The sequence below is a fragment of the Pseudomonas sp. PICF6 genome (genome assembly GCF_009831705.1).
Lineage (GTDB): Bacteria > Pseudomonadota > Gammaproteobacteria > Pseudomonadales > Pseudomonadaceae > Aquipseudomonas > Aquipseudomonas rhizophila.
Map to the genome: position 1 here is coordinate 441,236 of NZ_WUUD01000026.1, position 21,790 is coordinate 463,025.

At 59.2% G+C, this 21,790-nt stretch carries 18 protein-coding genes, 1 other RNA gene and 2 pseudogenes; 11 read left to right on the forward strand and 10 right to left on the reverse strand.

Going from position 1 to position 21,790, the window contains the following annotated elements; genetic code table 11:
- From GSM73_RS27535 to grpE, 5 genes are all read right to left on the reverse strand, one after another.
- On the reverse strand, positions 1-544 hold a 544-nt coding region (locus tag GSM73_RS27535), incomplete at its 3' end, for a carbamoyl-phosphate synthase domain-containing protein (protein ID WP_306110020.1).
- A gap of 294 nt (positions 545-838) precedes the next feature.
- Positions 839-1,645 (reverse strand): 4-hydroxy-tetrahydrodipicolinate reductase, encoded by an 807-nt coding sequence (gene dapB, locus GSM73_RS18505; protein WP_107321860.1) that lies wholly within the window; start codon positions 1,643-1,645, stop codon positions 839-841.
- Between the two features lie 9 nt (positions 1,646-1,654).
- The gene (gene dnaJ, locus GSM73_RS18510) at positions 1,655-2,779 is read right to left on the reverse strand and encodes a molecular chaperone DnaJ (RefSeq protein WP_047229065.1); all 1,125 of its coding nucleotides are present in this window, start codon (positions 2,777-2,779) and stop codon (positions 1,655-1,657) included.
- A 366-nt stretch (positions 2,780-3,145) separates the two neighbouring features.
- Positions 3,146-5,062 (reverse strand): molecular chaperone DnaK, encoded by a 1,917-nt coding sequence (dnaK, locus tag GSM73_RS18515; RefSeq protein ID WP_047229066.1) that lies wholly within the window; start codon positions 5,060-5,062, stop codon positions 3,146-3,148.
- A gap of 101 nt (positions 5,063-5,163) precedes the next feature.
- Entirely contained in the window at positions 5,164-5,730 is a 567-nt protein-coding gene (gene grpE / locus GSM73_RS18520) for a nucleotide exchange factor GrpE (RefSeq protein WP_076383527.1), read from the reverse strand.
- Between the two features lie 241 nt (positions 5,731-5,971).
- On the opposite strand from grpE, the gene recN reads away from it, so the two are divergent.
- On the forward strand, positions 5,972-7,645 hold the full coding sequence (gene recN / locus GSM73_RS18525) for a DNA repair protein RecN (protein WP_047229068.1): 1,674 nt from the start codon (positions 5,972-5,974) through the stop codon (positions 7,643-7,645).
- A gap of 55 nt (positions 7,646-7,700) precedes the next feature.
- Here the strand turns inward: recN and fur are convergent, their stop codons facing one another.
- Positions 7,701-8,111 (reverse strand): ferric iron uptake transcriptional regulator, encoded by a 411-nt coding sequence (fur, locus tag GSM73_RS18530; RefSeq protein ID WP_076383526.1) that lies wholly within the window; start codon positions 8,109-8,111, stop codon positions 7,701-7,703.
- Positions 8,112-8,208: 97 nt separating this feature from the next.
- Here fur and GSM73_RS18535 point away from each other — a divergent pair, with 97 nt between their 5' ends.
- Positions 8,209-8,736: an outer membrane protein assembly factor BamE gene (locus GSM73_RS18535; protein ID WP_047229070.1), complete on the forward strand. Its 528-nt coding sequence runs from the start codon at positions 8,209-8,211 to the stop codon at positions 8,734-8,736.
- Between the two features lie 58 nt (positions 8,737-8,794).
- Here the strand turns inward: GSM73_RS18535 and GSM73_RS18540 are convergent, their stop codons facing one another.
- From GSM73_RS18540 to GSM73_RS18550, 3 genes are read right to left on the reverse strand one after another with little or no spacing between them, the layout of a single operon-like run.
- Positions 8,795-9,097: an RnfH family protein gene (locus GSM73_RS18540; RefSeq protein ID WP_160893427.1), complete on the reverse strand. Its 303-nt coding sequence runs from the start codon at positions 9,095-9,097 to the stop codon at positions 8,795-8,797.
- Positions 9,094-9,537 (reverse strand): type II toxin-antitoxin system RatA family toxin, encoded by a 444-nt coding sequence (locus GSM73_RS18545; protein WP_047229072.1) that lies wholly within the window; start codon positions 9,535-9,537, stop codon positions 9,094-9,096. Before GSM73_RS18545 ends, GSM73_RS18540 begins: the two co-directional genes overlap by 4 nt.
- A 7-nt stretch (positions 9,538-9,544) precedes the next feature.
- The gene (locus tag GSM73_RS18550; RefSeq protein WP_047229088.1) at positions 9,545-10,948 is read right to left on the reverse strand and encodes a sodium-dependent transporter; all 1,404 of its coding nucleotides are present in this window, start codon (positions 10,946-10,948) and stop codon (positions 9,545-9,547) included.
- A 118-nt stretch (positions 10,949-11,066) separates the two neighbouring features.
- On the opposite strand from GSM73_RS18550, the gene smpB reads away from it, so the two are divergent.
- Positions 11,067-11,549, forward strand: a complete 483-nt coding sequence (gene smpB / locus GSM73_RS18555) for an SsrA-binding protein SmpB (RefSeq protein WP_047229073.1) — start codon at positions 11,067-11,069, stop codon at positions 11,547-11,549.
- A gap of 44 nt (positions 11,550-11,593) precedes the next feature.
- Here smpB and GSM73_RS18560 read toward each other — a convergent pair.
- Positions 11,594-12,259: pseudogene (locus tag GSM73_RS18560) on the reverse strand (GntR family transcriptional regulator); the annotation flags it as partial.
- A gap of 264 nt (positions 12,260-12,523) precedes the next feature.
- Between GSM73_RS18560 and GSM73_RS18565 the strand changes: the two are divergent.
- The 8 genes and pseudogenes from GSM73_RS18565 to GSM73_RS27540 all read left to right on the forward strand — a co-directional run.
- Positions 12,524-14,218, forward strand: a complete 1,695-nt coding sequence (locus GSM73_RS18565; RefSeq protein ID WP_076383524.1) for a lactate permease LctP family transporter — start codon at positions 12,524-12,526, stop codon at positions 14,216-14,218.
- A 150-nt stretch (positions 14,219-14,368) separates the two neighbouring features.
- A complete protein-coding gene (locus GSM73_RS18570) occupies positions 14,369-15,193 on the forward strand; it encodes a (Fe-S)-binding protein (protein WP_107321857.1) in 825 nt (274 codons plus the stop codon).
- Complete coding sequence (locus GSM73_RS18575; protein WP_047229077.1) at positions 15,190-16,647, forward strand: LutB/LldF family L-lactate oxidation iron-sulfur protein; 1,458 nt, start codon at positions 15,190-15,192, stop codon at positions 16,645-16,647. The genes GSM73_RS18570 and GSM73_RS18575 overlap by 4 nt, the downstream gene beginning before the upstream one ends.
- Entirely contained in the window at positions 16,644-17,315 is a 672-nt protein-coding gene (locus GSM73_RS18580; protein ID WP_160893428.1) for a lactate utilization protein C, read from the forward strand. Before GSM73_RS18575 ends, GSM73_RS18580 begins: the two co-directional genes overlap by 4 nt.
- The gene (locus GSM73_RS18585; RefSeq protein ID WP_160893429.1) at positions 17,312-20,179 is read left to right on the forward strand and encodes an FAD-binding and (Fe-S)-binding domain-containing protein; all 2,868 of its coding nucleotides are present in this window, start codon (positions 17,312-17,314) and stop codon (positions 20,177-20,179) included. Before GSM73_RS18580 ends, GSM73_RS18585 begins: the two co-directional genes overlap by 4 nt.
- 96 nt (positions 20,180-20,275) lie before the next feature.
- On the forward strand, positions 20,276-20,563 hold the full coding sequence (locus GSM73_RS18590) for a hypothetical protein (protein WP_047229080.1): 288 nt from the start codon (positions 20,276-20,278) through the stop codon (positions 20,561-20,563).
- A 99-nt stretch (positions 20,564-20,662) separates the two neighbouring features.
- Positions 20,663-21,056: a transfer-messenger RNA gene (gene ssrA, locus GSM73_RS18595) on the forward strand.
- A 183-nt stretch (positions 21,057-21,239) separates the two neighbouring features.
- A pseudogene (locus GSM73_RS27540) lies at positions 21,240-21,790 on the forward strand (integrase arm-type DNA-binding domain-containing protein); the annotation flags it as partial.

Below are 21,790 nucleotides of genomic sequence, written 5' to 3' on the forward strand. Positions count from 1 at the left end.
GACTGTCGGTTTTCAAGTCCCAGACCGTGGAGCGCCACTCATACTGCTTCTTGGTGCTGACGACTTTCGCCAGATCCATGCCTTTAAGGCCAGGGAAGCCCTGGGCAGCGGCGATGGCGGCTTCTTCAGTGATGTTGTCACCAGCCATGATGCAGCCGTTCTGCGCGCCCTTCTCGCGAAGGATGCGGGTCAGGCGACGGGTGTCGATACCGGCGATTGCCACAACGTTGTTGGCTTTCAGGTAGTCGGACAGGGACATGGTGTTACGCCAGTTGCTCGCTACCAGCGGCAGATCACGGATGACCAGGCCGGCGGACCAGACACGATCGGACTCGGCATCTTGCGGCGTGGTGCCGGTGTTGCCGATGTGCGGGTAAGTCAAAGTAACGATTTGCTGGGCGTAGGAAGGATCGGTAAGAATTTCCTGATAGCCGGTCATTGCGGTGTTAAACACCACCTCACCAACGGTCTGGCCGTCGGCTCCAATGGCTTCGCCGCGAAAAATGCTGCCATCAGCAAGGGCGAGTATGGCTGGCTTAGTCAAGAAGACCTCCCGTAAATAAAGCCTGAAAGGGCGATCGCAGGCTGTAAAAAAGCGGAGTGACGTATGGACACGTCACCCCGCTTGTTCACTGAATTATTCTGCGCGCTTTTAGTGGACACACTAAAGCTGTAGCTTACAGAAAAAGGCTTTTTTGGTCCACCGCTAATGAGCCTTAAAGGCAGGGGAATGCGACAGGTCGTCGCGAGGCGGTGTAAAACGGGACTCAGTATAACCTGAACCCCGCTTTCTGGCGCTGCGTCTGGCAAAAGGTTTGCCAGACAGCACACCGCAACATCAACGCAGGTCGAGAACATCCTGCATGTCGTACAGACCAGCCGGGCGGCCATCCAGCCACAACGCGGCACGCACCGCACCCTTGGCGAAGGTCATGCGGCTTGACGCCTTGTGAGTGATCTCCAGACGCTCGCCCTCTGTGGCGAACAGCACGGTGTGATCCCCCACCACATCACCACCACGAACCGTGGCAAAACCGATGGTGTCGCGCTCCCGGGCACCGGTATGCCCTTCGCGTCCGTAGACGGCCACCTTCTGCAGATCGCGACCCAAGGTATCGGCAATCACTTCGCCCATGCGCAGGGCCGTGCCCGAAGGCGCGTCGATCTTGTGTCGGTGGTGAGCCTCGATGATTTCGATATCCGCATCGTCACCCAGAACCCGAGCCGTCATCTCCAGCAGCTTCAACGACAGATTCACACCCACGCTGAAGTTCGCCGCAAAAACGATCGGAATATCGTTGCCAGCCTCGGCCAGTAACTGCTTTTGCGCAGCATCCAGCCCGGTCGTGCCAATGACCATGGCCTTGCCATGCTTGCGGCAAATGGCCAGATTTTTCAGCATCACTTGCGGCAGGGTGAAATCGATCAGGACATCGAACTCATCCAAGACCTTTTCCAGGCCACCGGACATCGGCACCCCGATACGCCCCAGGGAGGCCAGCTCGCCCGCATCAGCACCGACCAGCGTACTGTCGGGCCGGACGATAGCGGCTGTCAGGCCCGAGAGCGGCGAGCGCTGCTGCACCGCCTCGACCAACGCCTTGCCCATGCGCCCGGCAGCGCCCATCACAGCTATACGTCGCATGCGAGCTCCTTACAGATCGCCGAAGAAGCGCTTCACGCCTTCGAACCAACCGGTGGTTTTCGGGGAGTGGCTGTTATCGTCCGCCAGCGAGCTGCGGAACTCTTCCAGCAATTCGCGCTGACGCCGACTCAGATTGACCGGAGTCTCCACCGCAACACGGCACATCAGGTCACCCGCACCGCCGCCACGCACCGGCGCAACACCCTTGCCGCGAATCCGGAACTGCTTGCCGGTTTGCGTGCCCTCGGGGATTTTCAGCTTCACGCGACCATCGAGGGTCGGGATTTCAAGCTCACCGCCCAAGGCCGCATCGACGAAACTGATCGGCACTTCGCAGAACAGATGCTTGCCGTCGCGCTGGAAGATCGCGTGCTCACGCACGTTGATGACCACGTACAGGTCGCCAGTCGGACCGCCCTGGGCACCCGCCTCGCCTTCGCCAGACAAACGGATGCGGTCACCGGTATCGACACCGGCCGGCACTTTCACCGACAGCGTCTTGTACTCTTCGACGCGCCCTTCGCCGTGGCAGGAATCGCACGGATCGGAAATGATCTTGCCCTGGCCATGGCAACGCGGACAGGTCTGCTGCACAGAGAAGAAACCCTGTTGCATGCGCACCTGACCGATGCCGCCGCAAGTCGGACAGGTGACGGGCGAGGAGCCCTTCTTGGCGCCCGAACCGTCACACGGCTTGCAATTGACCAGCGTGGGAACGCGGATGTTGACGGTGGTACCGCGCACCGCCTCTTCCAGGTTCAACTCCAGCGTGTAGCGCAAATCGCTGCCGCGCTGGGCGCCGCCACGAGCACCACCGCGACCGCCACCGAAGAAGTCGCTGAACACGTCGCCAAAAATATCGGAGAAGTTCTGCCCGCCAAAACCGGCACCGCCGCCGCCCATGCTCGGGTCGACACCGGCATGACCGTACTGGTCGTAAGCCGCACGCTTGCTGGAATCGGACAGTACTTCGTAAGCCTCATTGGCTTCCTTGAACAACTCTTCCGACGCTTTGTCGTCGGGATTACGGTCCGGGTGGTGCTTCATTGCCAGACGACGGTAGGCCTTTTTCAGGTCCGCGTCGCTTGAACCACGCTCGACACCCAATACTTCGTAATAGTCACGCTTTGCCATTAGTCTTTGCACTCTTATAGGACGTCCGGCAAACCTCTCCTGAACCTTGCCAAACTCGTTGAGCCCCAATACAGGCCCGGACCCAACTCACGTCAATTCAACGATCCTGGTCTTGGGCCCTGTACGAAAAGTGGCTGAGCGACGATTCGTACAAACCCACATCTTTCAGCCAGGGAACCGGCCAAAACGCGGCGTCTCTCGCTCGGAAAGCAGGAGCATTCCCGATCACGCCGCCAGCATCCGAACGCTGTCGCATGCTGTAAAAATTCACTGACTCCAGACACGCCAACGCGGGAGCAAGCTCCCGCGCGGCGACATCCTACCAGTCACCGCACAAATGCAGTCAACCGGCCGACCAACAAGCGATTACTTGTGGTCTTTCACTTCTTCGAACTCGGCATCAACGACATCATCGGCTTTTTCGGCCGACTCGCCTTGCTGCGCTGCGCCTTCAGCCGGCTGAGCCTGCTCGGCGTACATCTTCTGAGCCACTGGAGCGGAGACCTTGGACAGTTCTTCGATCTTCGCCTCGATGGCCGCCTTGTCGTCACCTTTGACAGCCGCTTCAAGAGCAACCACAGCTGCCTCGATGGCGGTTTTCTCTTCAGCAGTCACTTTATCGCCAGCATCAGCGACCATCTTGCGAGTCGAGTGCACCAGGGCATCACCCTGGTTGCGGGCACTGGCCAGCTCTTCGAACTTGCGGTCTTCTTCGGCGTTGACTTCAGCATCGCGAACCATCTGCTGAATTTCTTCCTCGGACAGACCGGAGTTGGCCTTGATCACGATCGACTGGGTCTTGCCGGTGGCCTTGTCTTTCGCACCAACGTGCAGGATGCCGTTGGCGTCGATGTCGAAGGTCACTTCGATTTGTGGCACGCCACGTGGAGCTGGCGGAATCTCGGCCAGGTCGAACTTGCCCAGGGACTTGTTCTGCGCGGCTTGCTTGCGCTCACCCTGCAGCACGTGAATGGTCACGGCGTTCTGGTTGTCATCGGCGGTCGAGAACACTTGGGATTTCTTGGTAGGAATCGTAGTGTTTTTCTCGATCAGCGCAGTCATCACGCCACCCATGGTTTCGATACCCAGGGTCAGCGGGCTGACGTCGAGCAGCAGAACGTCTTTCACGTCACCGGCCAGAACAGCACCCTGGATGGCGGCACCCATGGCAACGGCTTCGTCCGGGTTCACGTCTTTACGCGCTTCTTTACCGAAGAAATCGGTTACCAGCTTCTGAACCAGCGGCATACGGGTCTGGCCGCCGACCAGGATCACGTCGTTGATCGAGCCAACGTCGATACCGGCGTCCTTCATTGCAATGCGGCAAGGTTCGATGGTGCGCTGAACCAGGTCTTCCACCAGCGCTTCGAGCTTGGCGCGGGAGATTTTCACGTTCAGGTGCTTCGGCCCCGTGGCGTCTGCAGTGATGTACGGCAGGTTCACGTCGGTCGACTGGCTCGAGGACAGCTCGATCTTGGCTTTTTCGGCAGCTTCTTTCAGACGCTGCATGGCCAGCGGGTCACCCTTGAGGTTCATGCCGCTTTCTTTCTTGAATTCGTCGACGAGGTAGTCGATCAGACGAATGTCGAAGTCCTCACCACCGAGGAAGGTGTCACCGTTGGTGGCCAGTACTTCGAACTGGTGCTCACCATCGACTTCAGCGATCTCGATCACGGAGACGTCGAAGGTACCGCCACCCAGGTCATAAACGATCACGGTGTGATCGCCCTTGGCCTTGTCCATACCGTAAGCCAGAGCGGCCGCGGTTGGTTCGTTGATGATGCGCTTGACGTCCAGGCCCGCGATGCGGCCGGCGTCTTTGGTCGCCTGACGCTGGCTGTCGTTGAAGTAGGCCGGAACAGTGATGACCGCTTCGGTCACCGCTTCGCCGAGGTAGTCTTCGGCGGTTTTCTTCATTTTCTTCAGGATTTCCGCCGAGATCTGTGGCGGCGCCATTTTCTGGCCGTTCACTTCAACCCAGGCGTCGCCGTTGTCAGCCTTGGCGATTTTGTAAGGCACCATCTTGATGTCTTTCTGAACGACTTCTTCGTCGAACTTGCGACCGATCAGACGCTTCACCGCGTAGAGGGTGTTATGCGGATTGGTCACTGCCTGACGCTTGGCCGACTGGCCAACCAGAATTTCGCCATCGTTGGCGTACGCGATGATCGACGGCGTAGTACGCGCGCCCTCAGCGTTTTCAATTACTTTGGCCTTGCCGTTTTCCAGCACGGAGACGCACGAGTTGGTGGTCCCCAGGTCGATACCGATAATCTTGCCCATGTTAACTCTCCCGGAACTTGGATTTTGTTGCCGCAGCAGTGGTGGCTAACTGCGGTAGCACTTAAACGCTTGACTTCTAAATGGGGCCGCTGCGCTAAATTTCAAGCCTGCTCATCAATAGAAGGCGAAACCGGCGCCGGCGTCTTGCTGACCACAACCATGGCCGGGCGCAGCAAGCGACCGTTGAGCAGGTAGCCCTTCTGGAAAACCTTCAATACGCTGTTGGGCTCGACGTCCGCACTTTCCTGCATCGCCATGGCCTGATGGTGCTCGGCATTGAAGGGCTCGCCATGCGGATCAATGGCTTCAAGCTGATAGCGCTTGAGCGTGTCCTGGAACATCTTCAGGGTCAGCTCGATGCCTTCACGCATCGGACGAATGTTTTCGTCGTCCGGATTGGACAGCTCCAGGCCGCGCTCCAGACTGTCGATGATCGGCAACAGGTCGCCTGCGAACCGCTCCAGGGCGAATTTATGAGCTTTTTCAACATCTTGCTCGGCGCGACGGCGGACATTCTGCAGGTCGGCGGCTACACGCAGCGCCTGATCCTGCGCACCGGCCAGTTGCTCTTCGAGCACTTGTACACGTGCCGCCAGGTCGTCACCCGAATCCTGGGGAGCCTGATTGGCGTCTAGATTTTGCGTGTCCTGCGTCTGTTCGTCAGCCATAGATTTCTCCTTTCAACTTCGTCCGCGAGCTCAACTCGCGCTTCTGCCCCGGTATATGGGGCCGTGTTTTCCAGCTTCAAGGGCGGTCCGACGAATTAACCTTACAAAAAACCCCTGCATATTCATTCCTCCCGGCGCTAAGAAAGTCTTCCACCCAAGCAAATCGAGCTAAGCGAAGGCATTGTCAGGCCGAAACAAAACACTGTATAAATAACCAGACCTAAGCCTGGGAGCGGCCTTTATGCTGGTGCACCTGTCCGTACACAACTACGCCATCGTCGAACACCTCGACCTCGAACTCGATCGGGGCATGAGCGTGATCACCGGTGAAACCGGTGCCGGCAAATCGATCATGCTCGACGCCCTGGGCCTGACGCTGGGCGATCGCGCCGACAGCGGCGTGGTACGCCCCGGTGCGGACAAGGCCGACATCCTGGCCACCTTCGACCTGATCGACATCCCCGAGGCCAGCGCCTGGCTGGCGGAACGTGACCTGGATACCGACGGCCTGTGCATATTGCGCCGGGTCATCACCGCCGAAGGTCGCTCCCGGGGTTACATCAACGGTACGCCCTGCCCCCTCGGCGACCTCAAGGCCCTGGGCGAGCTGCTGATCGACATTCACAGCCAGCATGAACACCAGTCCCTGCTCAAGACCGAGACCCATCGCCGCCTGCTCGACGAATACGCCGGCGCCACCGATCTGGCCCGCCAGGTTCAACTGGCCGCCCAGCGATGGCGCCAGACCCGCCAGGAACTGGATCGCCTCTCCAACTCCGGCGACGAACAACGTGCCCGCCACCAGTTGCTGAGTTATCAGCTCGAAGAGCTGGAGAACCTGGCCCTGGGTGAAAACGAGCTGGCGGAACTGGAACAGGAACACAAGAACCTCACCAATGCCGAAACGCTGCTGGGCATTTGCCGGCAAGTGGTCGAGCAATGCAGTGAAAGCGACTCGGGGAACGTGCTCAATGCGCTGACCGCCAGCCTGAACCGGCTGTCCAGCGTCAACAATTCGGTAGGTGCCCTGAGCGAAGCGACCAATCTGCTCACGAGCGCACAGATCCAGGTCGAGGAGGCCGTCGGGGAGCTGAACCGGTTTCTGGATCATTTCGACGCCGACCCGGCGCGCCTGCAATATCTGGAAGAACGCCTGGACACTATCTATACGCTGGCGCGCAAGCACCGCGTTCAGCCAACCGATGTCGCCGAACTGCAGCAACGCCTGCTTGAAGAGCTGGAAACCCTGAACGCCAACGACGAATCCATTGAGCGCCTGGGAGACGAACTGGCGTCCTATGCCCGTCATTATCAGGAAAAAGCCAGGGAGCTCAGTGAGCTACGTCAGCAGGCCGCGACCGGGCTGGCCAGTGCCGTTGAGCAGGAAATCCAGCGCCTGGGCATGCCCGGCGGGCGCTTCACCATCGAGCTGCACCCCAACGCGGGGGACGAGCTTCAACCCAACGGGCTGGAGCAGGTGGAGTTGCTGGTCAGCGCCAACCCTGGCCAACCGCTCAAGGCCCTGGCCAAAGTCGCCTCCGGCGGCGAGTTGTCACGCATCAGCCTGGCCATCCAGGTCATCACCGCACAGACCTCGCGTGTGCCGACGCTGGTATTCGACGAAGTGGACGTGGGTATTGGCGGCCCTACGGCGGAAATTGTCGGCCAGTTGCTGCGTCGACTCGGGGAGCGCGGCCAGGTGCTGACAGTGACTCACCTGCCCCAGGTCGCAGCCCAAGGACACCAGCATTTATTTGTGCACAAGGTGCGTGACGAGGACGCCACTCGCACCGCCGTGTCCAAGCTGAACAAGAACGAGCGCGTGGAAGAAGTGGCACGGATGCTGGGCGGCATCGACCTCACCAAGGAGTCCCTGGCTCACGCGAAAAAAATGGTCGTCGCGGCAAAAATCTGAACAGCCCAAACGCAAAAAGGCGACCCTGAGGTCGCCTTTTTGCGTTTCAACAGCTTTAAACCGGCTTTCTCTTGCGCACATGCAAGACGAGATGGTGATCGATCAACTCGAAGCCATGCTCTTCAGCAATTTCCTTTTGGCGCTTTTCGATTGCCGGACAAGTGAATTCGACGACCTCACGGGTTTCCACGTCCACCATGTGGTCGTGATGTTCCCCATCGGCCAATTCAAAGACCGCATGACCGCCATCGAAATTGTGACGAGCCACCAGCCCCGCCGCCTCGAACTGAGTCAGGACACGGTAAACCGTGGCCAGACCGACGTCCTCGCCAGCTTCCATAAGCGCCTTGTAGACATCCTCGGCACTCATGTGGCGTTGCTCGGCGGAATCGAGCATCTGCAGAATTTTGACCCGTGGCAGGGTCACTTTGAGGCCGGCTTTGCGTAGTTCGCTATTTTCAACCATGGTCAGCTTTCTCGCGATGCTGCTTCGCAGCTTCTCTTAATGCGGGTATGATCGGCGTTTACGTTGTCCCAGCCAAGATAGTGGAAGTCGCCCACCGATGCAAAACACCAAGCTCTTGCTAACCAGTTTCACCTTTGTGGGACTGCTCGCACTCGCCGGTTGTTCATTCCCCGGGGTTTACAAAATCGACATCCAGCAGGGCAATGTCGTCACGCAGGACATGATAGACCAGTTACGCCCGGGAATGACCCGTCGGCAAGTACGGTTTATCATGGGCAACCCTCTGCTGACCGACACGTTCCATGCCGATCGCTGGGATTATTTGTACAGCCTGCAACCAGGTGGTGGTGAACGCCAACAGGAACGCATCAGCGTTATCTTCAACGCCAATGACCAACTTGTCAGCCTGTCTGGCGATTTCATGCCCGGCGTGAGCCGCGACGAGGCCATTATGGGCCAGGACAGCGGCACTACGGTGACCGACCCAACCCAGAATGCCGAGCAACCGAAACCGGAAAAACCGGTCAAGCCAGGCTCGTTGCTCGATCAGATCCAGAAGGACGTGGACAACGTCGAGACCGTACCGGTCCCGACGCCAGAACCCCTGGATACTTCGCCGCAATAAATTGCTCAATAAAAAACCCGGCTTACCGGGTTTTTTATTGCCTGCAATTCAGAGCTGACTATTGATCAGCTTGGCGCGCCTGGGCGGCCTTGGCGGCGCGCAGCCGCCGAATCTCTTTTGGATCTGCCAATAACGGTCGATAAATTTCAAGTCGATCAGCCGCCCGCACCACCTGGCGATCCGGATCAGCAACCACCTTGCCAAAAATCCCCACCGGGCAAGTGGCCAGATCCAGTTGCGGAAACTCAGCAGCAATGCCGGACGCCTCTAACGCCACCCGAACACTCGTGCCTTCCGGCACGGAAAATACGCGCAAGACCTGACGATCGACGCCGGCATACACCACTTCCAGCTCAATCAACGGGCAAGCTCGGCGTTTTGCTTGGCGCGCTGGCAGAACGCGTCGACCAGGGTATTGGCCGCCTGATTGAACAACGGCCCCAGCGTGGCTCGCACCAACGGACCTGCATAGTCGAACGACAGATCCAGGCTGATCTTGCAGGCCTTCTCTCCCAGCGCCTTGAACACCCAGACGCCGTGGAGCTGATTGAAAGGCCCCTCTTCCAGGTTCATTTCAATGGACTGTCCAGGCACCAGGGTGTTGCGCGTGACAAAGTGCTGGCTCAATCCGCCCTTGGCGACATTGAGCCTGGCGCGCATATGGGCTTCAGAGCTTTCGAGCACTTCGGCGGACGAGCACCAAGGCAAAAATTGCGGGTAACTTGCCACATCGTTGACCAGGTCGTACAACGCCTGCGCCGGATAGGGCAGCAAGGCCGAGCGTTGAATATGTGTCGTCATGTAAGCGTCACTTCCACAGCTGGGCGGCAAACACTACAAGAATGCCGATGGGCGCTACATAGCGCATCAAGAACAGGCTCAAGGTAAACAGTACAGGGCTGCGCAACGACAATTCGTCACGCACCGCCTCACGCCCCATGACCCATCCTGCAAACACCACGAAACACAAACCACCCAGCGGCAGCATGATCCGTGAGGTGAAGAAATCAATCACGCCGAAGAAATCCAGCCCTCCGGTTGCTCCCCACTGGTAGAGATGGAACATCCCGCCTTCGTTCACGAAAAACTTCGCTTGCTTCCATATATTGAAGGAAAACACCGTCCCCAGGCCAACGAACCAACAGGTAAAGGCCAACCAGAATGTCACCCAGGCGCGACTGAGCCGGGTTCGCTCCACCAGATAAGCGACCATGGGTTCCAGCAGGGAAATGGCCGAACTCCAGGCAGCAATGGCCACCAGGAGAAAAAATACCACCCCCATGAATTGACCAAATGCCATGTTGCCGAAAGCGAATGGCAGGCTGACGAACATCAGCCCCGGCCCTTCGCTGGGGTTCAGGCCGGCGGCGAAGACAATCGGAAACAACGCCAGCCCGGCCAGCAACGATACAAAGGTATCCAGCAGCGCGACACCTACAACGGTCTTGGTCAGCGAGGCGCTCTTGGGCATGTAGGCGCCATAGATCATGATCGAGCCCACCCCCACGCTCAGGGAGAAAAACGCATGCCCCATGGCCGGCAGCAGGCCATCCATGACTTTCTCCGGCTGGAAATCGAACATGAAGTGAACGCCCTCCATGAAGTGCCCGGTGGTCATGCTGTAGCCCAGCAATACCAGGATCATCACGAACAGCAGCGGCATCATGATTCGCAGGCTGCGCTCAAGCCCCGCAACCACCCCGCGGGCAATCACTACCGCAGAAAGCAGCATGAAAATCGTATGCCAAAGTGTCAGCCGCCAGGGATCGGAGATCACATCACCAAAGTAGGCGCCGACCTGATCGGGTGTCACCCCCTGAAAGTCCCCGCGCCCCATATCGATGATGTAGTCCAGCGACCAGCCGCCGACCACACTGTAGAAAGACAGGATCAGCAGCGCCGTGATCATTCCGGCAAACGCACCCCACGACCACTTGGCCGAGTGCCCGGCCTCCACTGCCAGCACCTTCAGGGCATTGGCCGGGCTTTGCCGGGCGCGACGACCGATGAGGGTTTCGGCCAGCATCACCGGCGCGCCGATGAGCGCGATGCACGCCAGAAACATCAATACAAAGGCACCGCCACCATAGACGCCGACCATGTAGGGAAATTTCCAGATACTGCCCAACCCCACGGCCGAACCGGTTGCGGCGAATATGAAGACCCAGCGGCTAGCCCAACTGCCGTGGACAGAAACCTTGTCTGTCGACATCGTGATCACGCCCAAGCGTTCGAAAAAGAGGCCGCATTGTCCGGGATTCATTCAACCTGCTCAAGCACGTAGCTTCACCGTAGCCGACACGCCCGCAACTGCCTATAATGCCGCCCCTATGGCTAAACAGAAGAAACACCCCACAGGGACCATCGCGCAAAATAAAAAAGCGCGACACGACTACTTCATCGAACAACGTTTCGAGGCTGGCATGGTCCTGGCCGGCTGGGAAGTAAAGAGCTTACGTGCAGGCAAGGCGCAACTGGTCGACAGTTATGTGCTGCTCAAGGACGGCGAGGCCTGGCTGCTGGGCAGCCATATCACGCCCCTGACCACCGCCAGCACCCACGTGATCGCCGATCCGACACGCTCGCGCAAGCTGCTGCTCAACAAGCGCGAGCTGGAAAAGCTCTTCGCGTCCGTGCAGCAAAAAGGCTATGCCTGCGTCTGCACGTCGTTGTACTGGAGCAAGCATTTGATCAAATGCGAAATTGCGCTGGGCAAAGGCAAGAAGGAATACGACAAGCGTGATACCGAGCGCGAGCGCGACGCCGGTCGCGAGCTGCAACGCGCGGTGCGTAACAAGGGCAAGGAGGACTGATTCTTTCGCCTGGGTTATGCGTTCGCTGAAGATCCAATGTGGGAGCGAGCCTGCTCGGCGTGCCCGCCCATAATGGCCTGGTACAACTCCCGATGCTGGCTGATGAGCATGTCTCGGGTTTCGCTGCGCTGTTTGTACATGCCGCCAATGTTGGTGACGACGTTGCGCCTGAGCAGATCGAACAGACCCCGAATCGTATGCAGCAACACTGCATTGTGACTGGCTTCGGCGATGGCCAGGTGAAACCGCGCATCCGCCGCGCCCTCCTCAGCCCGACTCACATTTTCATGGCGTGAATAGCAATCCTGAAGCTCCTCGAACGCAGCCGTCAGCCGCTCGCGGTCCACGTCCGTGGCCCGCTGTGCCGCGTAGTAAGCGCAGGAAGCTTCCAGCGTATGACGAAACTCCAGCAAATCACGTTGCGCTTCAGGATTGCTTTCCAACAACTGCAACAGGGGATCACTGAAGGTTGAGCCCAGCGACTCCACCACATAGTTGCCGCCGCCCTGGCGGCTGACCAGCAAACCCTTGGCCGCCAGTTTCTGAACCGCTTCGCGCAACGAAGGGCGTGACACACCGAACTGCTCGGCCAAGGCACGCTCGGCGGGCAGGCGTTCGCCGGACTTCAGCGTGCCTTCAAGGATCATTCCTTCAAGCCGCTCGACAATATCGTCAGACAAACGGCGCTGACGAATCTGATCAAACCCCATAACTCGACTCTCCACGATCCCGACGGCTCGCCGGGCTCTCTATTCTCGCCTATCCGCGCCCCGCCGACACCCTCCACAAGCCACTTCGACCCACAAGATCAGATGCCATCGGCCGCACTCATTCGACGAAAGTTTCAGAGCGGCAAATTGACATGCGACAACCAAGGCTTTTACCCTAGCCGACAGCGCTTGTAAATTGGTCTTACCAATTATCCAAAATCGCTGACCAGTGCCTGACCAACAACAATTAGGGGCCCACCCACTATGCAAACCTGGCAACAGCTCTACAGCCCGCTCGGCAGCCTCGGCTTGTCCGCACTTGCGGCCGTCATCCCCATCGTATTTTTCTTCCTGGCCCTGGCGGTGTTTCGCCTCAAGGGGCATGTGGCCGGCAGCATCACCCTGGCCTTGGCGATTGCCGTGGCAATCTTCGCGTTTCAAATGCCGGCGGACATGGCGTTCGCTGCTGCCGGTTATGGTTTTGCCTATGGCCTGTGGCCTATCGCCTGGATCATCGTCGCGGCGGTGTTTCTGTACAAACTGACCGTCAAGAGCGGCCAGTTCGAAGTGATCCGCAGCTCGGTGCTGTCGATCACCGATGACCAGCGCCTTCAGGTGCTGTTGATCGGCTTTTGCTTCGGGGCATTTCTGGAAGGTGCCGCCGGCTTCGGCGCGCCGGTAGCGATTACCGCGGCGCTGCTGGTCGGCCTGGGCTTCAATCCCCTGTACGCCGCCGGCCTGTGCTTGATCGCCAACACCGCCCCCGTGGCCTTCGGCGCCCTGGGCATTCCGATTATCGTGGCCGGCCAGGTCACCGGGATCGACGCGTTCAAGATCGGCGCCATGACGGGTCGTCAATTGCCATTGCTGTCGCTGTTTGTACCGTTCTGGCTGGTGTTCATGATGGATGGCCTGCGCGGCGTTCGGGAAACCTGGCCGGCGGCGCTGGTGGCAGGCTTGAGCTTCGCCATCACCCAATACTTCACCTCCAACTTCATCGGCCCGGAACTGCCAGACATCACATCTGCCCTGGCCAGCCTGGTTTCCCTGACTCTGTTTCTGAAAATCTGGCAGCCAAAACGCACCGCAGGTGCCCAGATTGCCGGCGCCACCTCCAGCGCAGCCATTACCGCCAGCGTCGGCGGTTTCGGCCAGCCACGCAGCACCGTGGCTTCCCCTTACAGCCTGGGAGAAATCCTCAAGGCCTGGTCACCGTTCCTGATCCTCACCGTGCTGGTGACGATCTGGACGCTCAAACCGTTCAAGGCGATGTTCGCTCCGGGCGGATCGATGTACGGCTGGGTGTTCAATTTCGCCATCCCGCACCTGGATCAGATGGTGATCAAGGTCGCGCCGATCGTGACCAATCCAACAGCCATCCCGGCGATCTTCAAACTTGATCCGATTTCCGCCACCGGCACGGCGATTTTCTTTTCCGCATTGATCTCGATGCTGGTGCTGAAGATCAACCTCAGAACTGGTCTTACCACTTTAAAAGAAACCTTCTACGAGCTGCGTTGGCCTATCCTGTCCATTGGCATGGTGTTGGCGTTCGCCTTCGTCACCAACTTCTCGGGCATGTCGTCCACCATGGCCCTGGTATTGGCCGGCACGGGCGCGGCGTTTCCGTTCTTCTCGCCCTTCCTGGGGTGGCTGGGAGTATTCCTGACCGGTTCCGACACCTCGTCCAACGCGCTGTTCGGCTCACTGCAAGCCACCACCGCGCACCAGATCGGCGTCAACGACACATTACTGGTTGCAGCCAATACCAGTGGCGGCGTGACCGGCAAGATGATTTCGCCACAGTCCATTGCCGTGGCCTGCGCCGCGACCGGCCTGGTGGGCAAGGAATCGGATCTGTTCCGTTTCACTCTGAAACACAGCCTATTCTTTGCAACGATCGTGGGCTTGATCACCTTGGCCCAGGCCTACTGGTTCACCGGCATGCTGGTGCACTAAGCACGACAGCTAACACCGAAAAGAACGACGTCGAACCACGATTCGACGCCTGCTATTGATAACCGGGTCTGCAAGGCTGTTGAAAGATTCCTTATCTATATTCAGCAGCCTCAGCGGACGGATAACCGGGACCACCCGGAGACACGCCTGATGAGCGAGCTTTTTTACAACGCCGTGCCGAATGCGACCCGTGTCGCCCCGCCATTGCCCGAGCCTCGGCAGTACCCCAGCAACAAGCCCGAACGGGTTTACCTGTTCGGAACCTGCGTGGTGGACCTGTTCTATCCCGAAGCCGGGATGGATGCGATTCATCTTCTGGAGCGCGAAGGGATCCGGGTGGACTACCCGCAAGGGCAGACCTGTTGCGGACAACCGGCGTACACCTCCGGTTACACCGAGCAGGCCCGGACGGTAGCGCGGGCGCAATTGGCGTTGTTTGCCGGGGATTATCCGGTGGTGGTGCCGTCGGGCTCCTGTGCCGGCATGCTGCGCGAGCATTACGCCGACCTGTTCAAGGACGAACCCGATACGCTCAAACAGGTCCAGGCCCTGGCGGCCAGGACCTATGAATTGGCCGAGTTTCTGCTGTTTGTCTGCAAGGTGCAGTTGAACGACAGTGGCGAACCGGTGAAGGTCGCGCTGCACACCTCCTGCTCGGCACGACGGGAAATGAACACCCACCTGCATGGCCGCGCCTTGCTGGCGCAGCTGGACAACGTGGAGCGCGTCGAACACAGCCATGAAAGTGAATGCTGTGGGTTTGGTGGGACGTTCAGCGTTCGCATGCCGGATATTTCCGGCGCGATGGTGGCCGACAAAACCCGCGCGCTGAAGGAATCCGGCGCGCACCAGGTCGTCAGTGCCGACTGCGGTTGCCTGATGAATATCAATGGCGCCCTGGAGAAACAGCAGCAAGCATTACGGGGGCAGCACCTGGCGAGCTTCCTCTGGCAGCGCACCGGGGGTGTCGTATGAGCACACCGACGCTGATTCCGACCGTTGAGGTGCAGGAAGATTTTCGCGCCAGGGCCCACAAGGCACTGGACGACACGCAACTGCGAAACAACTTTCGCACAGCGATGGATTCACTGATGACCAAGCGGGCAGCGTCCTTCAGCGATGCCCACGAAAGAGAACATCTGCGAGTGCTGGGCAATGCCGTCCGCGCTCGTGCGTTATCGAAGTTGCCCGACCTGCTCGAGCAGCTTGAAACCAACCTGACCCGCAACGGTGTGAAAGTACACTGGGCGGAAACGGTGGACGAAGCCAATGGCATCGTCCTCTCGATCATCCGCGCTCACGAGGCGCGGCAAGTGATCAAGGGCAAATCGATGGTCAGCGAAGAGATGGAGATGAACCATTTCCTCGAGGGTCGGGACATCGAATGTCTCGAGTCCGACATGGGGGAATACATCGTCCAGCTCGACCACGAGAAGCCTTCACACATCATTATGCCGGCGATCCACAAGAACGCCGGTCAGGTCGCGTCCTTGTTCCACGACAAACTTGGCGTGGAGTACACCAAGGACGTTGACCAACTCATTCAGATCGGTCGCAAGGTCTTGCGGCAGAAATTCTTCGAGGCTGACATCGGCGTATCCGGCGTCAACTTCGCCGTGGCCGAAACCGGCACGTTGCTGCTGGTGGAAAACGAAGGCAACGGGCGGATGTCCACCACCGTGCCACCGGTTCACATTGCCGTGACCGGCATCGAAAAAGTCGTGGAGAACCTGCGGGACGTGGTGCCGCTGCTCTCGCTGCTGACCCGCTCGGCCCTCGGCCAGCCGATCACCACCTACGTCAACATGATCTCCGGCCCACGCAAGGCCGACGAACTGGACGGCCCCCAGCAAGTGCACCTGGTCCTGCTGGACAACGGGCGCAGCCAGGCATTCGCCGACAGCGAACTGCGCCAGACCCTGAACTGCATTCGTTGCGGCGCCTGCATGAATCATTGCCCGGTCTACACCCGAATCGGTGGTCATGCCTACGGCGAGGTTTACCCGGGGCCTATCGGAAAAATCATCACGCCGCACATGGTGGGCCTGGCCAAAGTGCCGGACCACCCAAGCGCCTCTTCACTGTGCGGTGCCTGCGGCGAAGTGTGCCCGGTGAAGATTCCAATTCCGGCGCTGTTGCGGCGCCTGCGCGAAGAAAACGTCAAGGCACCGGACAGTCCGAACCCGGTGATGCGTGGCCAGGGCAGTAAGTATTCGCCCAAGGAGCGCTTCATCTGGAACGCCTGGGCCCGACTCAACAGTTCGCCGCGCCTGTATCGGCTGTTCGCTTTCCTCGCCACGCGCCTGCGCGCCCTGACGCCCGACAACGTCGGCCCATGGACGCAGAACCACAGCGCCCCCAAACCCGCCGCCCGCTCATTGCATGACCTGGCCCGCGAACACCTGAACCAGCAGGGAGACCGTCGATGAGCGCCAAGGACAATATCCTCGCCAAGCTGCGTAAAAGTCTGACCGGCACCACACCAGTGGCCGACAACTTCGATGTCGACCTGGTGACGAAAACCTATCGCTACGCCCCTGAGGAGCGCATCGCCCAACTGCGCAAACTGATGGAAGCGGTGCACACTGAAATTCACCTGACGTCTGGCGAAGGTTGGCCGGCGCTGCTGGCGCAGTTGCTGCGCGACCGTCAATTGCCCAGCCTGCTCATCGCCCCGACGACACCTCACGGGCAAAAAATCACACAGTTCTGGGCGAGCAATCCCGAGCTGCCAACGCTCAAGGCCTACGACCGGCCTGTCGAGCAATGGAAAGCCGAACTGTTCAACGACACCCCCGCCAGCCTGACCGGGACCCTAGGTGCCATCGCGGCAACCGGCAGCCTGATTCTCTGGCCGACGCGGGAAGAACCGCGGTTGATGAGCCTGGTTCCGCCGGTGCATTTTGCTTTGCTCAAGGCCAGCGAAATCCGCGACAACTTCTATGAAGTGCAACAGGAATTCGCCTGGGCCCAGGGCATGCCCACCAACGCGCTGCTGGTCTCGGGTCCCTCCAAGACGGCCGACATCGAACAGGTGCTGGCCTATGGCGCCCATGGTCCGAAGGATCTGGTGGTTCTGATTCTGGAGGACCAATGACGCTTCCGGCCCCTTTCCTGCGCGACGTACAGCAGCTGATCCCGCAAAAGCGCCGTTTCGACGACCCGCTGTCGACCTTGGCCTTCGGCACCGACGCCAGTTTCTATCGGCTGATTCCGAAACTGGTGGTACGCGTCGAATCCGAAGATGAAGTGGTAGCACTGCTGCAACTGGCCCAACGCGACCAGGTGCCGGTCACCTTCCGCGCCGCCGGCACCAGCCTGTCCGGGCAAGCCATCAGCGACTCGGTACTGATCGTGCTGGGGGATAACTGGAACGCTCGCGAAATTCGCGGCGAGGGCATGCAGATCCGCTTGCAGCCCGGCGTGATCGGCGCCCAGGCCAATGCCTGGCTGGCACCGTTCGGCCGCAAGATCGGCCCCGATCCGGCATCGATCAACGCCTGCAAGATCGGCGGCATCGTCGCCAACAATGCCAGCGGCATGTGCTGCGGCACCGCGCAAAACACCTATCACACCCTCGCCGGCATCCGCCTGGTACTGGCCGATGGCACCCGTCTGGACACTGAAGATGAAACCAGCGTGGCGGCCTTTCGTACAAGCCATGGCGAGCTGCTGGAACGTCTGGCAACCCTTGGCCGCGAGACCCGCGCCAACACCGAACTGGCGGCTCGAATTCGCCACAAATACCGTCTGAAAAATACCACCGGCCTGTCGCTCAATGCCTTGGTGGATTACGACGAGCCTGTGGATATCTTGAGCCACCTGCTGGTGGGTTCCGAAGGCACGCTCGGCTTCATCAGCGCGGTGACCTACAACACCGTCATCGATCACCCGAACAAAGCCTCGGCGCTGATCGTCTTCCCGGACGTGGAAACCTGCTGCCATGCAGTCACGGTGTTGAAAAGCCAACCGGTATCGGCGGTGGAGCTGCTGGACCGGCGCAGCTTGCGTTCGGTGCAGGACAAACCGGGCATGCCGGATTTCGTACAGCATCTGTCGACAAATGCCTGCGCCCTGCTGATTGAATCCCGCGCGGCTTCGTCATCTTTGCTGCAAGAGCAACTGGCCCGGATCATGGCATCGCTGGCCGGTTTCCCTGTGGAAAAACAGGTCGACTTCACCGAAGACCCGCGAGAAAACGCGAGACTCTGGGCCATCCGCAAAGACACTTTCCCTGCGGTGGGCGCGGTACGCAAAACCGGGACCACGGTGATCATCGAAGACGTGACCTTCCCGGTCGAGCAACTGGCCCTTGGCGTGAACCGCCTGATCGAGTTGTTCGACAAACATCACTACGACGAGGCGATTCTTTTCGGACACGCGCTGGAAGGCAATCTGCATTTTGTCTTCACCCAAGGTTTCAATAACGCTGAAGAAGTTGCGCGCTATCAAGCGTTCATGGATGACGTGGCGCAGTTGGTGGCGGTGGAGTTCGGCGGTTCGCTGAAGGCCGAACACGGCACCGGCCGCAACATGGCGCCATTCGTCGAGCTGGAGTGGGGCAGCGACGCCTACCAGTTGATGTGGCAACTCAAACGCCTGCTCGACCCTAACGGCATCCTCAACCCGGACGTGGTGCTCAGCGAAGATCCACAAATCCACCTCAAGCACCTCAAGCCGCTGCCGGCGGCCGACGAGATAGTGGACAAGTGCATCGAGTGCGGCTTCTGCGAGCCGGTCTGTCCGTCCAAAGACCTGACCTTGAGCCCGCGCCAACGCATCGTGATCTGGCGGGACATCCAGGCGAAAAAGCGCGCAGGCATCGACACTTCAGCGCTGGAAACGGCCTACCAATACCACGGCATCGACACCTGCGCCGCCACCGGGTTATGCGCACAACGTTGCCCGGTCGGCATCAACACCGGCGAGCTGGTGAAAAAACTCCGTAGCCGCAGCGCAACGCGTACGAAAACCGCCGATTGGCTGGCAAGCAATTTCGCCATCGCCCTGCAAGGCGCACGCTTTACCCTGCACGTCGCCAACGGCGCTCGAATGCTGCTGGGCGCGCCGCGACTGGCCCGCCTGTCAGCCGGCCTGACCCGGCTGTCGAAGGGTCAGGTTCCCCAGTGGGACAACGCCATGCCGCAGCCGGAAAAAGCCATCCGCTTCAGCCCGGCCGTCTGCGACGAACGCCCGCGCGTGGTCTATCTGGCCGCGTGTGTGTCGCGCGCCATGGCGCCGGCGGCGGGTGACAAAGAACAGATGTCGCTGTATGAAAAAACTCAACGACTGCTGGAAAAAGCCGGTTATCAGGTGGTCTTTCCAGACAACGTGGACAGCCTGTGCTGCGGCCAGCCTTTCGCATCCAAAGGCTACGCGGAACAGGCCGAGCACAAGCGCCAGGAGTTGATCGGCGCCCTGCTCCACGCCAGCCGTGGCGGGATCGACCCGATCTACTGCGACACCAGCCCTTGCACGCTGCGTCTGATCCAGGACCTGGGAAATGTTCGACTGGACCTGTACGACCCGGTGCGTTTCATTCGTACGCACTTGATGGACCGTCTCGAATTCACCCCGCAGGATGCACCGATTGCCGTACACGTCACTTGCAGTACCCAGCACTTGGGCGAGAGCCAGGCGCTGATCGACCTGGCGCGCAAATGCAGCAAGCAAGTCGTGATCCCCGAAGGCATCCACTGCTGTGGTTTTGCCGGAGACAAAGGCTTCACCACACCCGAGCTCAACGCCCACTCACTGCGAACCCTCAAGGACGCGGTGCAGTTTTGCAGCGAAGGCGTCTCCACCAGCCGCACCTGCGAGATCGGTCTGACGCGCCATGGCGAAATCGACTACCACGGCCTGGTGTATCTGGTGGATCGCGTCACCCGGCCCAAATTCGCCGACGCTGAGGGGCTCCCCATCGCACCCGAAGAAAAATCGAATTCCTGCGTTTCGCTGTAGTCACTTGAATAGGCCCGACGCCGTCGGGCCCTTTATTGACTCGGGCCTGGCGGCGATGTCCGGCAGCACCGAGACCAAACGTTCAAGGAGATACACATGAAGCACACTGCATTTGCTGGCTTGTTCATTTCCGCTGCGCTGTTGGCCTCTCCGGTGTTCGCAGATAACCAGGCAGACCTTTGCCAGATCAATCTGCAGAAAATCAAAGACGCCCAGGTCAGCACCGAGCAGATGAGCGAAGGCATGAAAACCGAAATTGACGCCACCGTCGGACAAGCCACGGCGGAACAGGCCAAAGGCACCGAGGAAGGCACCAAGAACTGCATCTCGCTGACCACTCAGGCCATTCAGAAATTGCAGAACAACACCAAAGGCGATCAGTAGTAACCTCGCGTCAGGCCAACCTTCGGGTTGGCCTCAGCCGCGTATTGGCGTACACTGCACAGGCTTGTCGCTCCAGCTGATTCACGGAGCTACAGGCTCGGGGCCGTTTAGGATTCGACGCCGGTTGCGAAACTTTAGGTGCATGCCGAGTTGGTAACAGAACTCGTAAATCCACTGTTGCAACTTCCTATAGTTGCCAATGACGAAACCTACGGGGAATACGCTCTCGCTGCGTAAGCAGCCTTAGCCCTTCCCTTCTGGTACCTTCGGGTCCAGCAATCACCAGGGGATGTCCGTAAACCCAAAGTGATTGTCATATAGAACGGAATCGCCGTGCAGTACGTTGTGGACGAATCGGCTAAAACTTACACAACTCGCCCAAAGCACCCTGCCCGTCGGGTCGCTGAGGGTTAACTTAATAGACACGGCTAAGCATGTAGTACCGACAGCGGAGTACTGGCGGACGGGGGTTCAAATCCCCCCGGCTCCACCATTTCATCATCTAAAGACGTCCACGGACGTCTTTTTTTGTGCCTGAAATCCAGTAAATACGGGGGTTTCAGCGCCATTGAGCTCCACAGCCCTTCATGCAGATCCATTTTGAAATGTATTCCAAGGCGTATTCCAAGCCCGTGACTGGTAAATTTTGGAATACACAAACAGCGTTGGAGTACCCATGGGAGCCCGAGCCACACGCCTTTCAGACCTGAAAATCAAAGCCGCCAAGCCCAAGGACAAGGACTACACATTGACCGACGGCGACGGCCTTCAGTTACGAGTCCGAACCAACGGTTCGAGGCTTTGGAATTTCAACTACATCCATCCCGTGACCAAGAAACGGATCAACATGGGACTGGGGACGTTCCCGGAACTCAGCCTGGCTCATGCGCGAAAACGCACGGTTGAAGCCAGGGAACTGGTCGCCCAAGGACTGGACCCGAAAGAGCAACGCGATGCAGATCGCCAAGCGAAAAAAGCTGCGACAGAGCACACCTTTCAAAACGTGGCGACGGCATGGTTTGAACTGAAGAAAGATTCAGTGACAACCGCCTACGCTGAAGATATTTGGCGATCGCTCACGCTTCACGTCTTCCCCGATTTGCACGCGACCCCAATTTCTGAAATCAGCGCTCCTCAGGTCATCAAATTGCTTAAGCCACTTGAGACCAAAGGCAGCTTGGAAACGGTCAAGCGCCTGACCCAACGCCTCAACGAAATCATGACTTA

Bases quoted from the DNA above. Each gene is read 5' to 3' on its own strand.
- GSM73_RS18570 (WP_107321857.1), top strand. From the start codon at position 14,369: ATGAGCGAGCTTTTTTACAACGCCGTGCCGAATGCGACCCGTGTCGCC.
- grpE (WP_076383527.1), bottom strand. From the start codon at position 5,730: ATGGCTGACGAACAGACGCAGGACACGCAAAATCTAGACGCCAATCAG.
- GSM73_RS18580 (WP_160893428.1), top strand. From the start codon at position 16,644: ATGAGCGCCAAGGACAATATCCTCGCCAAGCTGCGTAAAAGTCTGACC.
- recN (WP_047229068.1), top strand. From the start codon at position 5,972: ATGCTGGTGCACCTGTCCGTACACAACTACGCCATCGTCGAACACCTC.
- GSM73_RS18575 (WP_047229077.1), top strand. From the start codon at position 15,190: ATGAGCACACCGACGCTGATTCCGACCGTTGAGGTGCAGGAAGATTTT.
- GSM73_RS18590 (WP_047229080.1), top strand. From the start codon at position 20,276: ATGAAGCACACTGCATTTGCTGGCTTGTTCATTTCCGCTGCGCTGTTG.
- dnaK (WP_047229066.1), bottom strand. From the start codon at position 5,062: ATGGGCAAGATTATCGGTATCGACCTGGGGACCACCAACTCGTGCGTC.
- GSM73_RS18565 (WP_076383524.1), top strand. From the start codon at position 12,524: ATGCAAACCTGGCAACAGCTCTACAGCCCGCTCGGCAGCCTCGGCTTG.
- GSM73_RS18535 (WP_047229070.1), top strand. From the start codon at position 8,209: ATGCAAAACACCAAGCTCTTGCTAACCAGTTTCACCTTTGTGGGACTG.
- dapB (WP_107321860.1), bottom strand. From the start codon at position 1,645: ATGCGACGTATAGCTGTGATGGGCGCTGCCGGGCGCATGGGCAAGGCG.
- smpB (WP_047229073.1), top strand. From the start codon at position 11,067: ATGGCTAAACAGAAGAAACACCCCACAGGGACCATCGCGCAAAATAAA.
- GSM73_RS18585 (WP_160893429.1), top strand. From the start codon at position 17,312: ATGACGCTTCCGGCCCCTTTCCTGCGCGACGTACAGCAGCTGATCCCG.
- GSM73_RS18550 (WP_047229088.1), bottom strand. From the start codon at position 10,948: ATGTCGACAGACAAGGTTTCTGTCCACGGCAGTTGGGCTAGCCGCTGG.
- GSM73_RS18545 (WP_047229072.1), bottom strand. From the start codon at position 9,537: ATGACGACACATATTCAACGCTCGGCCTTGCTGCCCTATCCGGCGCAG.
- fur (WP_076383526.1), bottom strand. From the start codon at position 8,111: ATGGTTGAAAATAGCGAACTACGCAAAGCCGGCCTCAAAGTGACCCTG.
- dnaJ (WP_047229065.1), bottom strand. From the start codon at position 2,779: ATGGCAAAGCGTGACTATTACGAAGTATTGGGTGTCGAGCGTGGTTCA.